Origin of the sequence: Nonomuraea sp. NPDC049480 (genome assembly GCF_044465905.1) — a bacterium.
Taxonomy (GTDB): domain Bacteria; phylum Actinomycetota; class Actinomycetes; order Streptosporangiales; family Streptosporangiaceae; genus Nonomuraea.
Window position 1 is genome coordinate 46,661 of sequence record NZ_JBITMD010000012.1, and the last position, 18,669, is coordinate 65,329.

General features: G+C 70.0%; 15 protein-coding genes. 9 read left to right on the top strand and 6 right to left on the bottom strand.

All coding sequences use genetic code 11. From position 1 onward, the window contains the following. Positions 1–45 precede the first annotated feature (45 nt). The gene (locus tag ACIBX3_RS31375; RefSeq protein WP_397123246.1) at positions 46–3,294 is read left to right on the top strand and encodes a BTAD domain-containing putative transcriptional regulator; all 3,249 of its coding nucleotides are present in this window, start codon (positions 46–48) and stop codon (positions 3,292–3,294) included. Here ACIBX3_RS31375 and ACIBX3_RS31380 read toward each other — a convergent pair. Further along, a complete protein-coding gene (locus ACIBX3_RS31380) occupies positions 3,264–3,890 on the bottom strand; it encodes a hemerythrin domain-containing protein (RefSeq protein ID WP_397123248.1) in 627 nt (208 codons plus the stop codon). The two genes, ACIBX3_RS31375 and ACIBX3_RS31380, sit on opposite strands and share 31 nt — an antisense overlap. A gap of 556 nt (positions 3,891–4,446) precedes the next feature. On the opposite strand from ACIBX3_RS31380, the gene ACIBX3_RS31385 reads away from it, so the two are divergent. Continuing rightward, positions 4,447–5,139 (top strand): DUF6348 family protein, encoded by a 693-nt coding sequence (locus ACIBX3_RS31385; RefSeq protein WP_397123250.1) that lies wholly within the window; start codon positions 4,447–4,449, stop codon positions 5,137–5,139. 30 nt (positions 5,140–5,169) lie between these two features. On the opposite strand, the gene ACIBX3_RS31390 is transcribed toward ACIBX3_RS31385, so the two are convergent. After that, positions 5,170–6,114 (bottom strand): LysR family transcriptional regulator, encoded by a 945-nt coding sequence (locus ACIBX3_RS31390; protein ID WP_397123252.1) that lies wholly within the window; start codon positions 6,112–6,114, stop codon positions 5,170–5,172. A gap of 146 nt (positions 6,115–6,260) precedes the next feature. Here ACIBX3_RS31390 and ACIBX3_RS31395 point away from each other — a divergent pair, with 146 nt between their 5' ends. Both ACIBX3_RS31395 and ACIBX3_RS31400 read left to right on the top strand, forming a co-directional pair. Beyond that, on the top strand, positions 6,261–7,667 hold the full coding sequence (locus ACIBX3_RS31395) for a M20 family metallopeptidase (RefSeq protein ID WP_397123254.1): 1,407 nt from the start codon (positions 6,261–6,263) through the stop codon (positions 7,665–7,667). Positions 7,668–7,706: 39 nt separating this feature from the next. Continuing rightward, positions 7,707–9,014 carry an MFS transporter gene (locus tag ACIBX3_RS31400; RefSeq protein WP_397123256.1) on the top strand — a complete coding sequence of 436 codons (1,308 nt, stop codon included), beginning with the start codon at positions 7,707–7,709 and terminating at the stop codon, positions 9,012–9,014. Between the two features lie 15 nt (positions 9,015–9,029). Here the strand turns inward: ACIBX3_RS31400 and ACIBX3_RS31405 are convergent, their stop codons facing one another. The 3 genes from ACIBX3_RS31405 to ACIBX3_RS31415 form a co-directional block, all read right to left on the bottom strand. After that, positions 9,030–10,382: an APC family permease gene (locus ACIBX3_RS31405; RefSeq protein ID WP_397123258.1), complete on the bottom strand. Its 1,353-nt coding sequence runs from the start codon at positions 10,380–10,382 to the stop codon at positions 9,030–9,032. A gap of 87 nt (positions 10,383–10,469) precedes the next feature. Then, entirely contained in the window at positions 10,470–11,420 is a 951-nt protein-coding gene (locus ACIBX3_RS31410) for a metallophosphoesterase (protein ID WP_397123260.1), read from the bottom strand. 180 nt (positions 11,421–11,600) lie between these two features. Beyond that, complete coding sequence (locus ACIBX3_RS31415; protein WP_397123262.1) at positions 11,601–12,155, bottom strand: YceI family protein; 555 nt, start codon at positions 12,153–12,155, stop codon at positions 11,601–11,603. Positions 12,156–12,258: 103 nt separating this feature from the next. Between ACIBX3_RS31415 and ACIBX3_RS31420 the strand changes: the two genes are divergently transcribed. Further along, on the top strand, positions 12,259–12,456 hold the full coding sequence (locus ACIBX3_RS31420) for a hypothetical protein (protein ID WP_397123264.1): 198 nt from the start codon (positions 12,259–12,261) through the stop codon (positions 12,454–12,456). Between the two features lie 57 nt (positions 12,457–12,513). Then, on the top strand, positions 12,514–13,542 hold the full coding sequence (locus tag ACIBX3_RS31425) for a LacI family DNA-binding transcriptional regulator (protein WP_397123266.1): 1,029 nt from the start codon (positions 12,514–12,516) through the stop codon (positions 13,540–13,542). Here the strand turns inward: ACIBX3_RS31425 and ACIBX3_RS31430 are convergent. Beyond that, positions 13,529–15,019, bottom strand: coding sequence for an alpha-N-arabinofuranosidase (locus ACIBX3_RS31430; protein WP_397123268.1), 1,491 nt, complete (start codon positions 15,017–15,019; stop codon positions 13,529–13,531). The genes ACIBX3_RS31425 and ACIBX3_RS31430 overlap by 14 nt on opposite strands. A 298-nt stretch (positions 15,020–15,317) precedes the next feature. Here ACIBX3_RS31430 and ACIBX3_RS31435 point away from each other — a divergent pair, with 298 nt between their 5' ends. The 3 genes from ACIBX3_RS31435 to ACIBX3_RS31445 are packed head-to-tail and all read left to right on the top strand — an operon-like array spanning position 15,318 to position 18,399. Next, on the top strand, positions 15,318–16,649 hold the full coding sequence (locus ACIBX3_RS31435; RefSeq protein ID WP_397123270.1) for an extracellular solute-binding protein: 1,332 nt from the start codon (positions 15,318–15,320) through the stop codon (positions 16,647–16,649). Next, a complete protein-coding gene (locus tag ACIBX3_RS31440) occupies positions 16,649–17,569 on the top strand; it encodes a carbohydrate ABC transporter permease (protein WP_397123272.1) in 921 nt (306 codons plus the stop codon). Before ACIBX3_RS31435 ends, ACIBX3_RS31440 begins: the two co-directional genes overlap by 1 nt. Beyond that, positions 17,566–18,399 carry a carbohydrate ABC transporter permease gene (locus tag ACIBX3_RS31445; RefSeq protein WP_397123274.1) on the top strand — a complete coding sequence of 278 codons (834 nt, stop codon included), beginning with the start codon at positions 17,566–17,568 and terminating at the stop codon, positions 18,397–18,399. The genes ACIBX3_RS31440 and ACIBX3_RS31445 overlap by 4 nt, the downstream gene beginning before the upstream one ends. The last annotated feature ends 270 nt before the right edge of the window (positions 18,400–18,669 follow it).

Genomic DNA, 18,669 nt, shown 5'->3' on the forward strand with positions numbered 1-18,669 from the left:
TTGCGGGTTCTTGGGCAGTTCAGAGCTGAAGTCGCAGGTCGTCCGGTGGATCTGGGCGGGCCGCAGCAGCGCGCCGTCATCGCGCGACTGGTCTGTGCCCGCGGGTACGTGGTCTCCACCGATCAGTTCATCGACGACCTGTGGCAGGGCCAGCCCCCGCCGAAGGCGACGGCGACGCTGCAGGTCTACATCTCCAACCTGCGTCGCGTCCTGGAGCCCGGCCGCACCCCCAGAACCCCGGCCACGCTCCTGATCAGCGCTCCGCCCGGATACCGGCTGCACCTTGACGCCGATGCGGTCGACGCCTGGCATTTCCCCAAGTTGATCGCCGCCGCGGCGGCGTCGCTCAACAGCGGAGAGCCGGCACGCGCGCTCGAGACGATCGACGAGGCGCTGGCGCTTTGGACCGGTCCGGCCTACGCGGAGTTCGCGGACGAGGAATGGGCCGTTCCCGAGGTCGTGCAGCTCGAAGAGCTCAGGATGGTGGCCGTCGAATACCGCGCGGAGGCCGGCCTCACGCTGGGCCGGCACACGGAGACGATCCCCGAGCTGGAGCGCCACGTCACCGGGCATCCCCTCAGGGAGAACGCCGTGCGGCTGCTCGCCCTCGCGTACTACCGGGCCGGGCGGCAAGGAGAAGCTCTCGCCGTGCTCCGCAGGACCCGCGACACCCTCGCCGACGAGCTGGGCGTCGACCCTGGACCCGACCTGAGGAAACTCGAGGCCGACATCCTCGTCCACGCGGATTTTCTGCACCGTGCACCTCTCACGCCGCCTCCCGACAGGCCGCAGGCCGCGCCCAGCCCCCCGCCTTCATCTCCCGCGCCTCCCCCGACGTCGGCGATGATCGGCCGTACGGCGGAGCTCGCCCGTCTGAAGACCGCCGCCGCGCAGGCGACGCGGGGGTTCCGCGTGGCCTGGCTGGGCGGCGACGCCGGTTCCGGGAAGAGCACCCTGGCGGAGGCCCTGGCCCGCGCTCTCTCCGCAGAGGGATGGCAGACCGTGGTCGGCCGCTGTCCGGAGACCCAGGGCGGTGTGCCTCCCGCATGGGCGTGGAGCGAGGTGCTGCGCCAGCTGACCGCCGACCGCCCGCCCGATCCCGAGATCGCCGTACGACTCGCGCCTCTGCTGACCGACGACGCGGCCCAGGTCGGCCAGTTCTGGCTCGCCCAGGCGGTGGGCGACTATCTGGAGAGTGTCCCGGGTCCGCTGCTGATCGTGCTGGAGGACACCCATCGGGCCGACGAGGAGACGTTGCAACTGCTCCGCCACCTGGCCAGCCGGATGGCGGTCACGCCGGTGCTCGTGCTGCTGACGCATCGGCCATCGGAGGCGGACGGCGACCTGCTGGCGACCGGTGCCGCGCTGGCCGTACAGGCGGCGGAGAACGTCACCCTGCCCGGCCTCGGCGAGGAGGAGGTGGGCCGGCTCCTCCTGGAACGCTCCGGTACTGCGGTCGACGCCGCCACCGTGCGAACCGTCACCGAACGAACCGGGGGAAACCCGCTGTTCGTCTCCGAGATCGCCCGGCTGCTCGCAGCGGAGGGGCCGTCGGCGGCACATGGTCTGCCGCCGGGCGTCCGTGGCGTGATCCGCAGGCGCATCGCCCGGCTTCCCGCCACTGCCCAGACGACGTTGCGCAACGCGGCGATCCTGGGCCGCGACGCCGACGCCGACGTACTGATCGCCATGAGTGACGCCGACGAGGACATCGTGCTCGACGGGCTGGAGATCGGAGTGCTGTCCGGCCTGCTCACAGAGCCCCTCCCGGGCCACGTCCGCTTCGCCCACGTGCTCGTACGCGAGACCCTCTACGAGGACGTTCCAAGGCTCCGCCGTACCAGGCTGCACGGCAGGGTCGTGGAGGCGCTGGAGCGGATCCGGCCCGCCGACGTCGGGGCGCTCGGTCACCACGCCCTCGCCTCCGCGACCTCCGTCACGGCGCGCAGAGCCGCGGAGTACGCGGGACGAGCGGCGGCCCAGGCGTCCAGCCTCTACGCCCACCGCGAGGCGACGGCCCTGCTGACGGGTGCCCTCGAAGCGCTCGACCTGAGCACCGATCCAGCCGACGAGCCGCGGCTGGATCTCCTCTGCCGCCTGGTCTCCGCACACGCGCATTCAGGCGATGTCATGTCGGCGCTGCGGATGCGGCACAAGGCGTTGGCGATCGCTCGCCGGCTCGGTGACCCACTGGCGGTGGCTCGCGCCGTGACCTCGTTCGACGCGCCGACCATCTGGACGATCCAGCCGGACACCAAGGTCGACCACGACATCGTGCAGGCGATCCGGAACTCGCTCCCGGCCGACGCCGGCGAATTGAGGTGCCGTCTGCTGGTGGCTTTGAGCCACGAGATCTATGACAACGACCTCGACCTGGTTGAAGCCGTGAGTTCCGAGGCGTTGGAGATCGCCCGGAGACTGGGCGATCCCCAGCTGGTCTGCATGGCCCTGAACGCCCGCTTCTGGGTTCTGAACCTCCCCGGCCGAGGAGAGGAGCTGGAGCAGCTCGGCGACGAAATGCTGGAGCTCTCGGCCGAGAGCGGGCTGCTCGGCTACCAGACGTTCGGCCACTACGCGCTGGTCATGGTGAATTTGGGTCGCTGCGAATGGGACAAGGCGCGATGGCACGCCGATCGGGCGGTCGAATATTCGACGGGCGGCCAGCTCGCTCTGATCTTGACCATTCTGAACTTCCTCGACGCCGTCCATCATCTGCTTATGGGCGAGTTCGACCACGCCGAGGCCGTCTACACGGCCATGGCTGAGCGGATGGGCGAGGCGGGCGGAGCCAACGCCATCGTCTTCGGCGCGCTGGGCAGATTCGCGGCGCGGTTCGCGTGCGGCCGTGACGCCGAGTCCGTGGCCGACCTCGCCGACGCCCGGGCACGAATCCCGCAGGTGCTGGACGAGGCGTTCGCACATTCGCTGATCGCCGCCGGGCGCCTCGACGAAGCCCGGGCTGCCTGGCCTTCCCGCCACCCTTATGAGGGGGCGTACCAGCAAGTCTTCACGGTCTTGCGGGCGGAGAACGCGATCGCGCTCGACGCTGCTGAGGCTGCCGAGGAGTGCTACCGCCTGCTTCTCCCCTGGGCGGGAGAGCTGGCCGGGTTGCACAGCGCGTCGATCACACTGTGCCCGATCGCGCACACGCTGGGCCAACTCGCCGGATATCTCGGCGACCCGCCCGCCGCGGCAGGACACTATGCCACCGCGTTGGAGGTCGCCACCCGCATCGGGTCCCCGCACTGGGCCGAACGGGCACGTCAGGCGCTGGCGCCGAAGACGACCCGCTGACGGCGCCGATGGCCCGGCCGAAGCAGCGGCATGAGGATCGCCAGCGCCGGCCCGGTGATCTTGCGGAGCTGTGCCATCTCCTCCCGCGTGGCGTAGCGGTCCACCCACGCGAGATCAAACCGTATCTCTTTCATGGTGGACTGCTTGCCGATGACGTCTTCCGACTTCTTCCAGTCCTCGGCGGACACGTACTTCTCGATCACGGGAAAGATCCTTCGTTCTTCCTCCTCGATGTGCTCGTCGAGATGCTCGGACAGTTGCCGTACGGATGTGGCCAGCTTCGAGACGTCGCTCGGGTTCGCGGCGAACGAATGGGCCGCGGCCCGGAGCACGTCGAGCATCGGATCAAGCCCGGAATGATCGTCGGACAGATCGGTGAGATCGACGGCGGCTCCGGCGGAGCTTTCGATGAGCGGCCAGGTGATGCTGTCCTCTCTTGTGTGGTGGAGATGGATCGCATGGCACACGTCACTGATGAAGCCTGCCAGCGCCGCGGCCCGGGCCAGTCCCACGATGTCCCGTCCGGCGCCGATGTCGCCGGTCAGCTCGACGAGACGGTGCAGGTCGCCACGCATCGCGCGATGAAGGATGCGCACAGCTGTAAGGTCTGGTGTGTTCATGCCACCACGGTGTGCCATCGCACTTAGTGAAGGCCTAACGTCTGCTTGGCATGGTCCTCGCCGCACATGTGTGCAACGCCGGCGGCGGGCGGACAGGGAGACGGCGGTCGAGTGCTGGACGATCCTGGTCCCATCAGGGCAGAACCTGGGCCAGGCAACCGGCCGGTTCGCCCGGCCGCGACAGCATCACCATGCGGCTGCCGGGCATCTCGTCCGGGATGATCCCGAGTCGCTCCTTCACGTGGCGGCGTACGAAGTCGAGAGGGAAGCAGCGGTCGCGGCCCTCACCGCGACCGTGATGAGCAGGCCGCTGGTGTCGGTGATTCGGTGCGGCCGGCCTGCCGGCGGGCCTGATGCGTGGTTCGGCCGGCAGCGTCTCAGCGAGGCCGGCATGTCCCCACTGCTGAAAGTACCAGTACACGGTCTGCCAGAGCGGAAGGTCAAACACGCACTAAGATCGAAAAGTGCCGGACGCCCGCCCGCAAGGCATGGCGACGGGCCGGTCGCGCGGCTGAGGCGAGGGGAGAGCGGCATGGACGAGGCGCGCCTGCCGGACGAGACGGTCCTGGGCATGCTGGCCGGCCGGCTGTCGGCCGCGACGGGCAAACCGTGGCAAGCCCAGGACGGCATCGCGAAGGGCCCGGGCACGCTCGCCGTCGTCCTGCGCGACGACCACACCGGCAGCCCCGGCCACCTCGACCTCGACTTCGTCCTCGACATCGACAGCCCGGCAGACACCACGATCGCCGACTGCGTCTCAGGCTACGGCGACACCGCGGAGGAGGCCGTCGAGCGCGCCCTCCAGACGTGGCTGGACACCACCGGCAGCACGATCCTCGAACTTCTGACCCAGGACGGCTCGTTCGCCGGCCACTTCGGCCCCGGCCACCCGGACGGATTCCCCGGCTGGCATGCCATCCACGGCGCCATCACCGGCTGGGGCACCGGCGACGACCACGACGCCGTGCAGCGGTGGGCCCTGCAGCACGTGCTCCTCCCGCACCTCGCCCCCGCACTCAAGGGCACGTTCGACCGCGACGACCTGATCGGCGTCAAGGCGTTCTTCGGCGGCGGAGAGGGAAGCGAGACCGCCGAGATCCGGGTCGGCGGCGAATACCACGAGGCCGGATCCCTGGCCCTGGCCGACCTGGACTGGCCCCGCCCGGCCGTCGGCGTGTCCTACGCCCGCACGTTCGTGCTGCTCGTGCACCACGAGAGCGGCTGACCCTCCCGCCCCCGGCCCGCCCCCGGCGAGTCACCCGGATACGGTCGCGCTCGCAGGGGACGTGCCCAGGCGGTCCGGCGGGCACAGCAGCGAGACCAGCAGCCCCGTGAACTGCGACACCGACCAGGGCAGCCGCCGCCCCAGAGCGGTCTGCACCTGCGCCTCCCGCTGGCGGAACACCGGATGGTCGAGCCGTACGTAGGCGACTCCTTCGACCGACGCGTCCCGCTCCAGGTCCCCGAGATCTCCGACGAGCGCGATGCCGCCCGAGCAGCGGACGAACTCGTGCAGCGGGCCGAGCCCGTCACAGACCAGCACCGGGCGGACCGCCAGGCCCTCGATCTGCGCGCCGATGTCGAAGAGCTCGCGCTGGCTCGTCCCGGTCGGGGCGAGCGCGAGGGGGTGCTCGCACAACTCCGCCAGCCCGACCCGATCCCGGCCGGCGAATTCATGCCCGAGCGGGACGATCGCGACCACCGGGAACACGACGGCGCACTCCACCCGGACGTCGTGCTGTGGCCCCATCGCGTACGTGACGGCGACGTCGGCGATCCCCTCGGTCACGCGCCGGGTCGCCTCCTGGCGCGGGACGACGTCGAGCTGGAACGTCACGTCGGGGTGGTCGCACCGGAAGGCCGCCATCGCCCGCGGGACGAGCCGGCGCGCGAACCCCTCCGAACAGGCCACCGTGACGCTGCGGGCATCGGCGCCCCGCCCTGCCCGCAACTCCTCCACCAGAGTGGACGCCTCGGCCTCACTGCGGCGGGTATGCGCGAGGAGCCGGGACCCGGCCTCGGTCAGCGTCATCCCGCGCGGATGCCTGACGAACAGCGGCACCCCGAATCCCGACTCCAGTTTGGTGATCTGCCTGCTGATCGCCGATGGCGCGACGGTCAGCGAACGGGCCGCCTCGGTCACCGACCCGGTCCGCGCCACCTCCAGGAAGTACGACAGGCCCACTGGCAGAAGTTGCATGGGACCTCCCGGTCACGGCCTTGCCACCTCGGCACAGGTTTGCCAATAGTAGAACGCCGGATGCAGTAAACGGCAATGGCCGAGGCCTGGGAAACCGCCCTACTCTGCTGCCAGCGCGGCACCGCCGATTCCCAGGAGCAACCCTCGTGATCCCCGCGAACCTCATCGAACAGGCCGAACAGTACGTCGACTCGGGCGCATTCTTCGCCGACCTGGCCGCGATGGTGGCCTACCCCACCGAGAGCGCCAAGCCCGGAAGCCGCGTTGCTGTATGGGCATACCTCGATGAGGTCCTGACACCCATGCTGACCGATCTGGGCTGTTCCGTGACCGACCACCCCAACCCCCATCCCGCCGGCGGCCCGTTCCTGGTCGGCACCCGGATCGAGTCCGCCTCCCTTCCGACGCTCCTCTGCTATGGCCACGCCGACGTGGTCGACGGCCAATCCGGCCGGTGGAGCGACGGCCGCGACCCGTGGACGCTGAGCGCCGACGGCGACCGTTGGTACGGCCGCGGATCGGCGGACAACAAAGGGCAGCACCTGGTCAACCTCGCGGCGCTGCGGCTGCTGCTCGCCCGGCAGGGATCGCTCGGCTTCAACCTGATCTTCCTGTTCGAGACCGGCGAGGAGATCGGCTCGCCGGGGCTGGCCGAGTTCGCCGCCGCGCACCGCGAGCTGCTGCGGGCCGATGTGCTGATCGCCTCGGACGGCCCGCGCCTGGACGCGGCGACACCGACGCTGTTCCTCGGGGCACGTGGCGGCGTCCAGATCCTCCTCGACGTCGACCTGCGCCCCGACGCGTACCACTCCGGCAACTGGGGCGGCGTACTCCGCAACCCCGCGACCACCCTCGCGGGGGCGATCGCGAGCTGCGTCGACGGGAACGGGCGCATCCGGGTGCCCGCTCTGCTGCCGCCGGCGCTCCCGGACGCGGTCCGCGAGGCACTGGCCGGCGTCACCGTCGCGGGCAGTCCCGGCGACCCTTCTCCCGACGAAGGCTGGGGCGAGACCGGCTTGACCGCCGCCGAGCGGCTGTACGGCTGGAACACGCTGGAGGTCCTGGCGCTGGGGTCGGGCGACGTCGGCAACCCCGTCAACGCGATTCCCGGCCAGGCCCGCGCGGTCCTGCAACTGCGGTACGTGGCCGGGACCGATGTGAGCGAGGTGGAGAAGGCCATCACCGAGCATCTCGCCGCGCACGGCCACCTGATGGTCGACGTCAGCGTCGTGGGTCACTTCCCCGCCAGCCGTACGCCGCTCGACGACCCGTGGGTGGGGTGGGCCAAGGGATCGCTGGAGCAGGTCACCGGCAAGCCCGTCGCCGTGCTGCCGAACATCGGCGGTTCTCTGCCCAACCACGTCTTCACCGACATCCTCGGCCTGCCGACCCTGTGGCTGCCGCACTCCTACCCCGGCTGCCTCCAGCACGCGCCCGACGAGCACATGCTCGGCACGATTGCCCGGGAGGGCATCGTGCTGGCCGCCACGCTGTTCCACGCCCTCGGCAACCCCTCGGCCGATCACCCTCTCCCCGCCCCCCGCCCGGCCTGACGAGCGTCAGCCGGCGCCCCACCGGAAGGAACCCCCCCGATGGCCGTCGCCCCGACCGATTCCACCCAGCCCGCAGAGGGCGTGCCCGCCAGACGGGGATCCTCCGGACGAGCGATCGCGGCGGCGACCATCGGCAACGCGCTCGAGTGGTTCGACCTCGCCGTGTACGCGCTGATGGCGGCCTACATCGGGAAGGTGTTCTTCCCCGGCGGCGACCCGGGCGTCCAGCTGGTGCAGGCGTACGCGGTGTTCGGCGTGACGTACCTGATCCGTCCGCTCGGCGGGCTGCTCATCGGCGCGTACGCCGACCGGCACGGGCGCAAGAAGGCGCTGATGCTGACGATCTGGCTGATGGTCGTCGGCACCTTCATGATCGCGATCATGCCCGGCCACGCGACGCTCGGGCTCGTCGCGCCGCTGGGGATCGTGGTCGCGCGGCTGATCCAGGGATTCGCGGCCGGCGGCGAGTTCGGCGCCGCCACGTCGTTCCTGGTCGAGCAGGACGAGAGCCGCAAGGGCTTCCTCGGCAGCTTCCAGTTCGCCAGTCAGGGGCTCGCGACCCTGATGGCCGCCGGGTTCGCCGCGGGCCTGACGGCGGTGCTGTCCGATGCGCAGATGGCGTCCTGGGGGTGGCGGATCCCGTTCGTGTTCGGCCTGCTGGTCCTGCCGGTCGGTCTCTACATTCGCAGGCACGTCGAGGAGTCGCCGGCGATCACGCGGGCGCCCGAGCCGGCGGCGAAGGGCCCCTCGCCGATCTGGTCCGTGTTCCGTCACCACTGGGGCGGCCTGCTGATCGCCGGCGGCGCGCTGGTGGTCTCGACCGCGCTCAACTTCATCCTGCAGTACATGCCGACCTTCGGGATCGAGCAGCTGGGTCTGAACGATTCGCTGTCGTTCGTCGCGTTGCTCATCACCGGTGTCACGCTGACCGTCGCGACCCCGTTCGTCGGCCTGGCGGCCGACCGGTACGGCCGGCTGAAGATCATGATTCCGGCCGCGGTGCTGATCGGCGGAAGCGTCGTCCCGCTGTTCGTCTGGCTCACCGCGTCACCGTCGTTCCTGACCCTGACGCTGTGCATGACGATCCTCGGCCTGCTGAAGGCCGCCTACTTCGGCGCGCTGCCGTCGGTGATGGCCGACGCGTTCCCGGTCGACGCCCGCGCGACCGGCCTGTCGTTCAGCTACAACACGGCGGTCGCGGCGTTCGGTGGCTTCACCCCCGCGATCTCGGCGGCGCTGGTCTCGGGAACCGGCTCCCAGGTGTCGCCGGGGTATTACCTCCTGGCCGTCTCCTTCCTGAGCATCGCCGCACTGGCGGGTGGATACCGGACCCGCGGCATCCGCTGAGCCGTCTCGGATCGATCACTCGCCCGGAGCGGCCGTCGCGGTCTGGCGGCGCACCACCAGCCAGTTGATCACCCACAGCGCCAGCCCGATGGCCAGGAGCACTCCGGCCCGGATGTAGACCTCGGCGGGGCGGCCGGTCAGCGGGCTGGCCAGGACGAAGGCCAGCACGGCGCCGATCACCGGCAGCGCGGTGGGCGTCTGGTAGTGCGCGTGCTCCACCCTGTCCTTGCGCAACACCAGGACGGCCACGTTGACGACCGTGAAGACGCACAGCAGCAGGAACGCGGTCGTGTCGCCGAGGCCGGCTATCTCGCCGGTCGAGATCAGCGCGATCGCCAGCGCGGTGGTGAAGACGATGCCGATCACCGGAGTACGCCGGCGCGGATCGACCCAGCCGAGGCCGCGCGGCACGACCCGCTCGTTGGCCAGGCCGTACACGAGCCGGGACGCCATCATCATGTTGATCAGAGCCGAGTTGGCGACGGCGAAGATGGCGATCGCGGCGAAGAGTTGCGGCGGGAAGCTGAGCCCGCCCGCCTTCACCACTTCGAGCAGCGGGCCGGAGGACTGCTCCAATACGCCGGGCGCGACCAGGAGCGAGGAGGTGATGGCCACGAGGATGTAGACGGTGCTGGTGATCGCCACCCCCAGGAAGATCGCCCGCGGGAAGTTGCGGGAGGGGTCCTTCGTCTCCTCGGCCATGTTCACCGAGTCCTCGAACCCGACGAACGCGAAGAAGGCCAGCGCGGTGCTGCCGAGCAGGGCGTACATCAGGCCGCCCGCCTGCTCGGCGTGGATCTGGGTCAGCCTGGAGGGCTCCCCCGCCCCGGTGAACACGGCGTAGACGCCGATCAGGACGATCACCAGCAGGCCGGTGAGCTCGATCAGCGTGAACACGATGTTGGTCTTCACCGACTCCGAGACGCCCCGGTAGTTGAGCGCCGCGACGGCGACGATGAAGACGATGCCGACCACCACGCTCGGCAGCGTGAAGAACGCCTCCAGGTAGTCGCCGCCGATCGCACGGGCCGCCGCGCTGGCCGAGGTGAGGCCGGAGCTCATCACGGTGAACGCGACCATGAAGGTGAAGAAGGGCTTCTTGAAGGCGAGCTGGGTGTAGAGCGCCGCGCCGGCCGCCCTGGGGTATTTGGTGACCAGTTCGACGTAGGACATCGCGGTCAGCAGCGCGATGAAGAAGCCGATCAGGAAGGGCAGCCACAGGGCGCCGCCGACCTTGCCGGCCACGGTGCCGGTGAGCGCGTAGACGCCTGTGCCCAGGATGTCACCGATGATGAACAGGATGAGGAGCTTGGGGCCGATCGCCCGCTTGAGAGAGACCTGGCCGGCCCCTGGTACGGGGGCTGTCATGAGATTCTCGTTCCCGTTGTCACGGTCTCTGACACGGACGGGACAACCTCGGAATCAGCGGGGGCCGGCTCGGTCCCGGTATCGTCCTCAGCCGGCCGCCACGGTCTGCGGCTGCCACGAGAAGACGGCGGATGACGTGGGGTCGGCGGTGACGCGGAGCCAGTGGGAGGCGGTGTCGCCGTACGTCTCCAGGCGAGTCAGGTTGGGCACGCCGGCGTAGCCGGGCTCCACCTCGTAGACGTGCTCGTCGCCGTGCGCGAGCACGACCGGCTTGCCGTACGCCCGCGCCCGCTCCACGATGCGGGCCCTGATCTCGGCGAATCCCGGCGTGTTCATGGGCTCGGCCTGCATCAGCAGCAGGACGCCGGGCGCCTGCGTCCGCTGGGCGACGGCGAAGGCGTGGTCGATCCAGTCCAGCGCGGCGGCCTTGCGCGCCTGGAACTCGGCCAGCCGCTCCTCGGGCCGGTCGCCGCCGGGCAGTTGGCTCCACGGGGCCAGGTCGTTCTCGCTGCCGACCACGTGGACCGTGGCGAAGACCACGCGGGCCCGGGTGAAGAGCACGTTCTCGCGGTAGTCGCGGTGACGGGGATCGCGGGCCTGGGTGCGCACGCCCATCGGGTGCTCGCCGAGCGTACGTCCGGTGACGGGATAGAAGACGCGGCGGACCGCCTCCAGCCGCTCGGTGGGGAGGTAGCCGCCTGCGGCGGTGCGGTGGCAGTCGGTCCACTCGTTGTCGCCGGGCGTCAGCACGAACGGGTCGTCGAACGTGCCGAACAGCCCGGCCAGTGTTTCGAAGCGGGCGTCGTCGCAGGCGGAGGAGCCGTTCTTGACGTCGCCCGCGTGCAGGACGAACCGCACGCCCGGGTCCGCGTCGATGGATTCGACCAGGTTCGGGAACGCGGCCTGCTGGACGTCGCCGTACGGGGTGTCGCCGATCAGGGCGAACGTGACGGCGGGTCCGGCGGAGGCGTGCGCCGGGCCGGACGGCGCGACCAGCGACGCGGCGATGAGGGCGGTCAGAAACAGAGATTTGCGCATGCGCGATTCTCTAGCGACCTCGGTCACCGCCCGGTGACGCTGAGCCGACGCCCAGGAGAACGCTGACGGGCGAGCCCCTGGGCGAGGCTGAATGCGGACGACGTCCGCCGGGCCGACCCTGAGCCTTCGCCCGCACATGCCCGGCTGAACGGGAAGCCCACTCGCCCATGGCGGGGCGCGTCAGGAGCTCGTGGCGAACCGGAAATCGAACTCGACCTCGACTTCGTCGCGGAGCCTGAGGGCGCCGAAGAAGGCCGAATAGGGCCGAATGCCCCACTGGGACTGCACGACGGTCGCCGTGCCTTGGACGCGATCACCTTCCAGGCGAGCCCGCACCGTGAGCGGCCGGGTGACGCCGACCATGCTGAGATCGCCGTCGACCGTGAACGATTCCGGTTCCCCGGCGATCCGGGTCGACCGGAACGTGATGGCCGGATGGGACCGGGTGCGCAGGATCTTCTCCCGCACGTTCTTCTTGATCTCCGAGCGGTCGCCGTCCGTCAGGGGCTTCACGCCGCCGGTCGCCTGCCGGATCTCCAGCGACTCCGGATCCACGGACACGGTCACCGAGGAGGCGGCCGGATCGGCGGTGTCGACGGTGAGGTCCGCCTGCCAGCGCGTCACCTCGAAGGTGAGGTCGTGGCCGGCCTTCGCCCCCAGCCCGGCACGGCCCGTTTTGATCAGCAGCCGGCCGGACTCCGGCGTCACCGTGAAGCCGCCGTCGTGTGCACCCATCACAGCAGGCTAGCCGCCTGAAACTTTCAGTGCTCGTTGACACGCTTGACATGAGCGCTGACAATGCGCGGAATCCCGCGGCCGGCCTACCACGACGTCGACCGTGGTGAAACGCCCGAACGGCGGTTACCTCCTCGCCCACACCGGCGACAACATCGCCCTCAAGACGTCAGCCGACCGCACCGCGTGGCGTGACGCGGGCGTGGTGTTCCCGTCGGGCGCGCCGTGGACGCACGCTTACACGGGCGGCAGCGCCGGCCTGTGGGCGCCGGACATCTCCTACGGAAACGGCAGGTACTAATGATCGCGCGCTCGCCCCTTCGGCCTGTTACCGTTACCGCCGAGGGGGTGAGCCGCGGTGAAATCCAAGCCGGGCAGACCTGCGGTGCTCGTGGACGTCGCCGTGCTCGCCGGCGTTTCCACGATGACCGTCTCGCGCGTGCTCAACGCGCCCGAACGCGTCAGGGCCGAGACCAGGGCCCGCGTGCTGGCCGCCGTCAAGGAGCTCGACTACCGGCCCAACCAGGCCGCCCGCCAGCTCGTCACCGGACGCTCGGGCGTGCTCGGCGTGGTCAGCATCGACACCACGCTGTACGGCCCGGCCTCCACGCTCTACTGCATCGAGCAGGCCGCCAGGCACGCCGGCTACAACGTCAGCATCGCCAGCCTGAGCTCGCTCAACCGCAGGTCGATGGAGGAGGGCATGCAGCGGCTGCGTGCCCAGGCGGTCGACGGCGTGATCATCGTCGCGCCGCACGAGTCCGCGGCCGACGGCCTGCGCCACCTGCCGCCCGAGATGCCGGTGGTCGCGGTGGACGCCGGCGACGACATCCCGGTGCCGGTGGCCAAGGTGGACCAGCGGGCCGGCGCCGCGCGCGCGACCAAGCACCTGCTCAGCCTCGGCCACGAGACCGTCCGGCACGTGGCGGGACCCGCCGACTGGCTCGACGCCAACGACCGCATCGAGGGCTGGCGCGGCGTGCTGGAGTCGGCCGGCCGGCCGGTGCCCGAGATCCTGCGCGGCGACTGGAGCTCGCGCTCCGGCTACGAACTCGGCCGCCGCCTCGCGGAGGATCCCGAGGTCACGGCCGTGTTCGTGGCGAACGACCAGATGGCGCTCGGCGTGCTGCGGGCGCTGGGCGAGGCGGGGCGGCGCGTTCCCGAGGACGTGAGCGTGGCCGGGTTCGACGACATCCCCGAGGCCGCCTACTTCTGGCCGCCGCTGACGACCGTGCGGCAGGACTTCGGCGCGGTCGGCAGGTACGCCTTCCACATGTTGCTGGACCGGATGGCGGGCGCCGAGCCGGAGGCGCGGCGCCTGGTGGAGCCGGAGCTCGTCGTCAGGGAGAGCACCGGCCCCGCACCCAGGCGGGTCAGCCGAGCCTGATCACGTTCCAGGAGACCGGCGGCAGCAGGACCCGCATCGGATCGTGCTCGACGTCCGGGTTCGCCCGGGGCGCGACGCGGTCGGGCTCGTCGGCCGTGTTGCGGGCGTAGACGTCGGCGTCCGTCAGCGTGGTGGCCTCGACGATGCGCTTGCCGCCGAGCGCCCGCGCGTCGATCTCCAGCGAGAGCGGACCGTCGGCCGAGCGGTTGACCGCGAACAGCGTCGTGCCCTCCTCCGAATGCGTGGCCACCGCGTGCAGCAGCGGCACGTCGCCGTAGTCTGCCGTCTCGTACGACGGCGAGACCGGCTCGATCCGCAGCACGTCGCCGGCCGCGTGCCTGGACGCCTGCGCGAACGGGTGGAAAGTGGTCTGCTTCCACGCCCGCCCGCCGGGCTCGGTCATGATCGGCGCGATCACGTTCACGAGCTGGGCCAGCGAGGCGGCGGTCACCCGGTCGCTGTTGGCCAGCAGCGTGATCAGCAGGCCGCCGAACGCCACCGCGTCGGCCAGGTGGTAGTGGTCCTCCAGCAGCCGCGGCGCGACCGGCCAGTCGGTGGGGGGCTCGGCGTTCTGGAAGCGCGAGAGATACCAGATGTTCCACTCGTCGAAGGAGATGTCGATCCGCTTGCGCGACTTCAGCCGGGCGCCGACGTGGTCGGCGGTGGCGACGACAGAGCGGATGAAGTACTCCATGTTGGTCGAGCAGGCCAGGAAGCTGCCGAGGTCGCCGTCCTTCTCCTCGTAGTACGCGTGGCAGGAGATGTAGTCCACGAGGTCGTACGTCTCCTCCAGCACCTCGGCCTCCCACGCGCCGAAGGTCGGCATGCTGGAGCTGGAGCTGCCGCAGGCGACCAGCTCCAGCCCCGGGTCCACCATGCGCATGGCGCGGGCGGTCTCGGCGGCGAGCCTGCCGTACTCGCGGGCCGTCTTGTGGCCGGTCTGCCAGGGGCCGTCCATCTCGTTGCCCAGGCACCACATCCTGATGGCGTGGGGCTCCTTGGCGCCGTTGGCGGCGCGCAGGTCCGACAGCGTGGTGCCGGAGGGGTGGTTGCAGTACTCCAGCAGGTCGAGGGCCGCCTCGATGCCGCGGGTGCCGAGGTTGATCGCCATCATCGGCTCGGCGTCGGCCTTGCGGCACCAGCGGACGAACTCGTCGACGCCGACCTCGTTCGTCTCGGTGCTGTGCCAGGCCAGGTCGAGCCGGCGCGGGCGCCGGTCCTTGGGCCCGACGCCGTCCTCCCAGCGGTAGCCGGAGACGAAGTTGCCACCGGGGTAGCGGACCGTGGAGATGCCCAGTTCCCTGGTCAGCCGCAGCACGTCGCGGCGGAAGCCGTCCTCGTCGGCGGTGGGGTGTCCCGGCTCGTAGATGCCGGTGTACACGCATCGCCCGAGATGCTCGACGAACGTGCCGAAGGTGCGCCGCCGTACCGGAGCGACCTTGAACGCGGGATCGATCGTGAGTTTGGCCTGATGCACGAAGGTGGCTCCTGGTTTCGCGGGCGTTACGTCGATCCAGATTGTTAGCGTTATCACCGGTACTGGTCAAGGGCTCGGTGGTCTGGGAGTGCGGCCGCGACCGGGGTTGACACGATTCGTGTTACCGCTAACACTCGGGTAACCCCGCTGAAATACGGGGTCCGCACGGCGGCCTGCGTACTCCGCAGGCCCGCCCCGTCACCGGGCAGCCTTCAACACTCCCCAGTCAGACCCCAGACACTCAACACCTTCCGCGAGAACTCGGCCAAGCAACAGCTCGGTGAAGGAAGAGGCCACAGTGCAAGGTCACCCCCACATCACCCGCCGGACCCTTCTCGGCGGCAGCCTGGCGCTGGCCGGCGCCGCCGCCACGGGCTGCGCCATCCCGGTCGGGCTCGGCTCGTCCCAGACCCGCGTCCAGTACTGGCATTTCCTCGGCGCGAGCGACGGCATCATCATGAACCAGATGGTCAAGGCGTTCGCCACGCGCAACCCCGGCATCTTCGTCGAAGAGAACGTGCTGGCCTGGGGCGAGCCGTACTACACGAAGATCGCGATGGCCGGCTCCGGCGGACGCTCGCCCGACCTGGCCACCTTCCACCTGGCCCGGCTGGCCGGGATCGGCGCCGGCGCGATCCTCGACCCCTTCAACGTGAAGCTGCTGGAGGAGGCCGGCCTGCGCGCCGCCGACTTCAGCCCGCCGATCTGGGAACGCGCCCACCTCGACGGCGTGTTGTACGCGATCCCGTTCGACGCCCACCCGATGGTGCAGTACTACAACACCGACATCTGCGGCAAGGCGGGGCTGCTCGGCTCGGACGGCAAGCTGCTGCCCACCAAGGGCCCCGACGAACTGCTGGCGATGCTGCGCAAGGCCAAGGAGGTGATGGGCGGCAAGCCGCCGCTGGCGTTCGACGCGCTTGGGCTCGGCACGGTGGGCCCCTGGCGCGTGTGGTATTCGCTGTATCCGCAGAGCGGCGGCACCCTGCTGTCGGACGACGGCACCCAGATCACGATCGACGACGCCAAGGCGCTCCAGGCACTGCGGCTCATGGCCCAGCTCGGCGAGGAAGGGCTGTGCGACTGGCGCACCGACTACGGCGCCTCCGTCGCCAACTTCACCAACGGCCAGGCCGCCTTCCTCTGGAACGGCGACTGGGAGACCACCGGGCTCAAGGAACGCAAGACCCCGTTCAGCATGACCCGCTTCCCCAGCGTCTTCGGCACAGGCGCGGCGCAGGCCGACTGCCACGCGTTCGTGCTGCCGCACCAGCGCGATCGCGATCCGGAGGTCGAGCGGGCGACTTACCGCTTCATCGCCGACATCGTCAAGAACAGCGCCGACTGGGCGGTCGCCGGGCACGTGCCCGCATACCTTCCGGCGCTGGAGAAGCCCGAGTACCTCGCGCTGCAGCCCCAGTCCGAGTACCGCTCGGTCATCACCGAGGTCGCGCTCGACCCGCAGGTCTGGTTCGCCGGCTCGGCCTCGCGGCTGTGGATCCTGTTCGGCGAGGCGTTCTCACCGGTCATCAGCGGCCAACGCACGCCGGAGGAGGGCCTGGCCGCGGCCAAGGCGTCGCTGACCCGGCTGCTTTCCGCCCCGAACCCCTTCCCCGCCCAGGAGCGATGATGACGACCACCGTCGCCGCCCCCGCGGCCGCCACCCCCGTCACCGAGGCCAAGGTCAAGCGCGGCTGGACGCAACACGGGATGTTGTTCGTCGCGCCCTTCATGGTGATCTACGTGGCCTTCCTGGTCTGGCCGACGATCCTCGGCCTGCGGATGAGCCTGTCGAGCGTCAACATCGCCGGCACCAACGACAACCTCGTCGGCTTCGCCAACTACGCCGAGGCGTTCGCCGACCCGCGCATGTGGCGCTCGCTGTGGAACACGGTGGTCTTCACCGTGCTGAGCACGGTCCCGCTGGTGCTGCTCGGTCTGGCGTTCGCACTGCTGGTGCACCACCTGCGGTTCGTGCAGTGGTTGTGGCGGCTGTCGTTCTTCGGGCCGTTCCTGCTGCCGTCCGCCGTGGTGTCGATCCTGTGGCTGCAGATGATCTACCCGGCCGACTACGGCCTGCTCAACGGCACGCTGGGCACCGACATCCTGTGGCTGGGCGACTCGTCCACGGCCATGCTGTCGGTGGTGCTGACCACGGTCTGGTGGACGGTCGGCTTCAACTTCCTGCTCTACCTGGCCGCGCTGCAGTCGATCCCGCAGCACCTGTACGAGGCCGCCGCCCTCGACGGGGCCAGCGCGTGGGACAAGCTGCGCTCGATCACGCTGCCACTGCTCGGCCGCACGACCTCCCTCATCGTGGTGCTGCAACTGCTGGCGTCGCTGAAGGTCTTCGACCAGATCTACCTCATGACCGGCGGCGGCCCGGAGGACAGCACCAGACCCATCATCGAGTACGCCTACGACGTCGGCTTCACCGGCTACCGCATCGGCTACGCCTCGGCTGTCTCCTACATCCTGTTCGCCATCATCGTCGTCGTCTCCCTGGCACAGCTCCGGCTGTTCCGCAAGCGCGCGGAGGGCTCCTCATGACCAAGCGGTTCAGCTTCAGCCAGATCGTGCTGCTGGTGGTGGCGCTGGCGCTGGCGGTCATCTGGCTCGCGCCCCTGGCCTGGGCCGTGGCCACCTCGCTCAAGCCCGAGGACGAGACCACCAAGATCCCGCTGCAGTGGTTCGGCAGCGAGATCACCCTGGACTCCTACCGGCTGGTGCTGGAGACCGGCGGCATCGTCAAGTGGGCGATCAACTCCACGGTCACCGCGATGATCGTCACGGTCCTCACCGTGCTGTTCTCGGCGATGGCCGCGTACGGGTTCGCGCGCACGCAGTTCCGTGGTCAGCGGGCGATGCTGGCGGTGATCCTGGCCGGGATCATGGTGCCGCCGCAGGTGCTGATGGCGCCGCTGTTCGCGGAGATGGTCGCGCTCGGGCTGGTGGACACCTGGTGGGCGGTGATCCTGCCGCAGGTGGCCGCGCCGCTGATCGTCTACATCCTGTACAAGTTCTTCCAGGATGTGCCGCCCGAACTGGAGCAGGCCGCGTTCGTGGACGGGGCGGGGCGCTGGCGGGTGTTCTTCACGATCGTGCTGCCGCTGTCGCGTCCCGTGCTGGCCGCGGTATCGATCTTCACGTTCATCACCACCTGGAACAACTTCCTCTGGCCGTTCCTGGTCTCCACCGACCCGAACACGATGACGCTGCCGGTCGGCCTGGCGAACGTCGTCCAGGGCACGTTCGGCCTGCGCTACGCACAGATCATGGCCTCCGTGGTCCTGGCCGGGCTGCCGCTGCTCGTGGTGTTCGTGCTGTTCCAGCGTCAGATCGTCCGCGGCGTCGCCCATACCGGCCTGGCCGGCCAGTGACATCCTCCGAGGGGCGTGAACCGTCATCCTCGACGTTCACATGGCTGTCAAGCCGCCGACCGGGTGGCGATCGATGTGACCTCACGGTGAAGGATGCGTAGTTCGTCAAGGTGGGGGCGAGTTCGTGGCAGTGGTAGTGACAGGCCGCACCAAGCGCACCCCACGCGCCGGCGGCGGTGCCGGCGGCGGCACGGCCGTTAGACCAACCGGCCATCGAGCTTCGGCAGGGTGCCTGTGTTGCCATGCCGCAACGCCGATGGCGATCTCCAT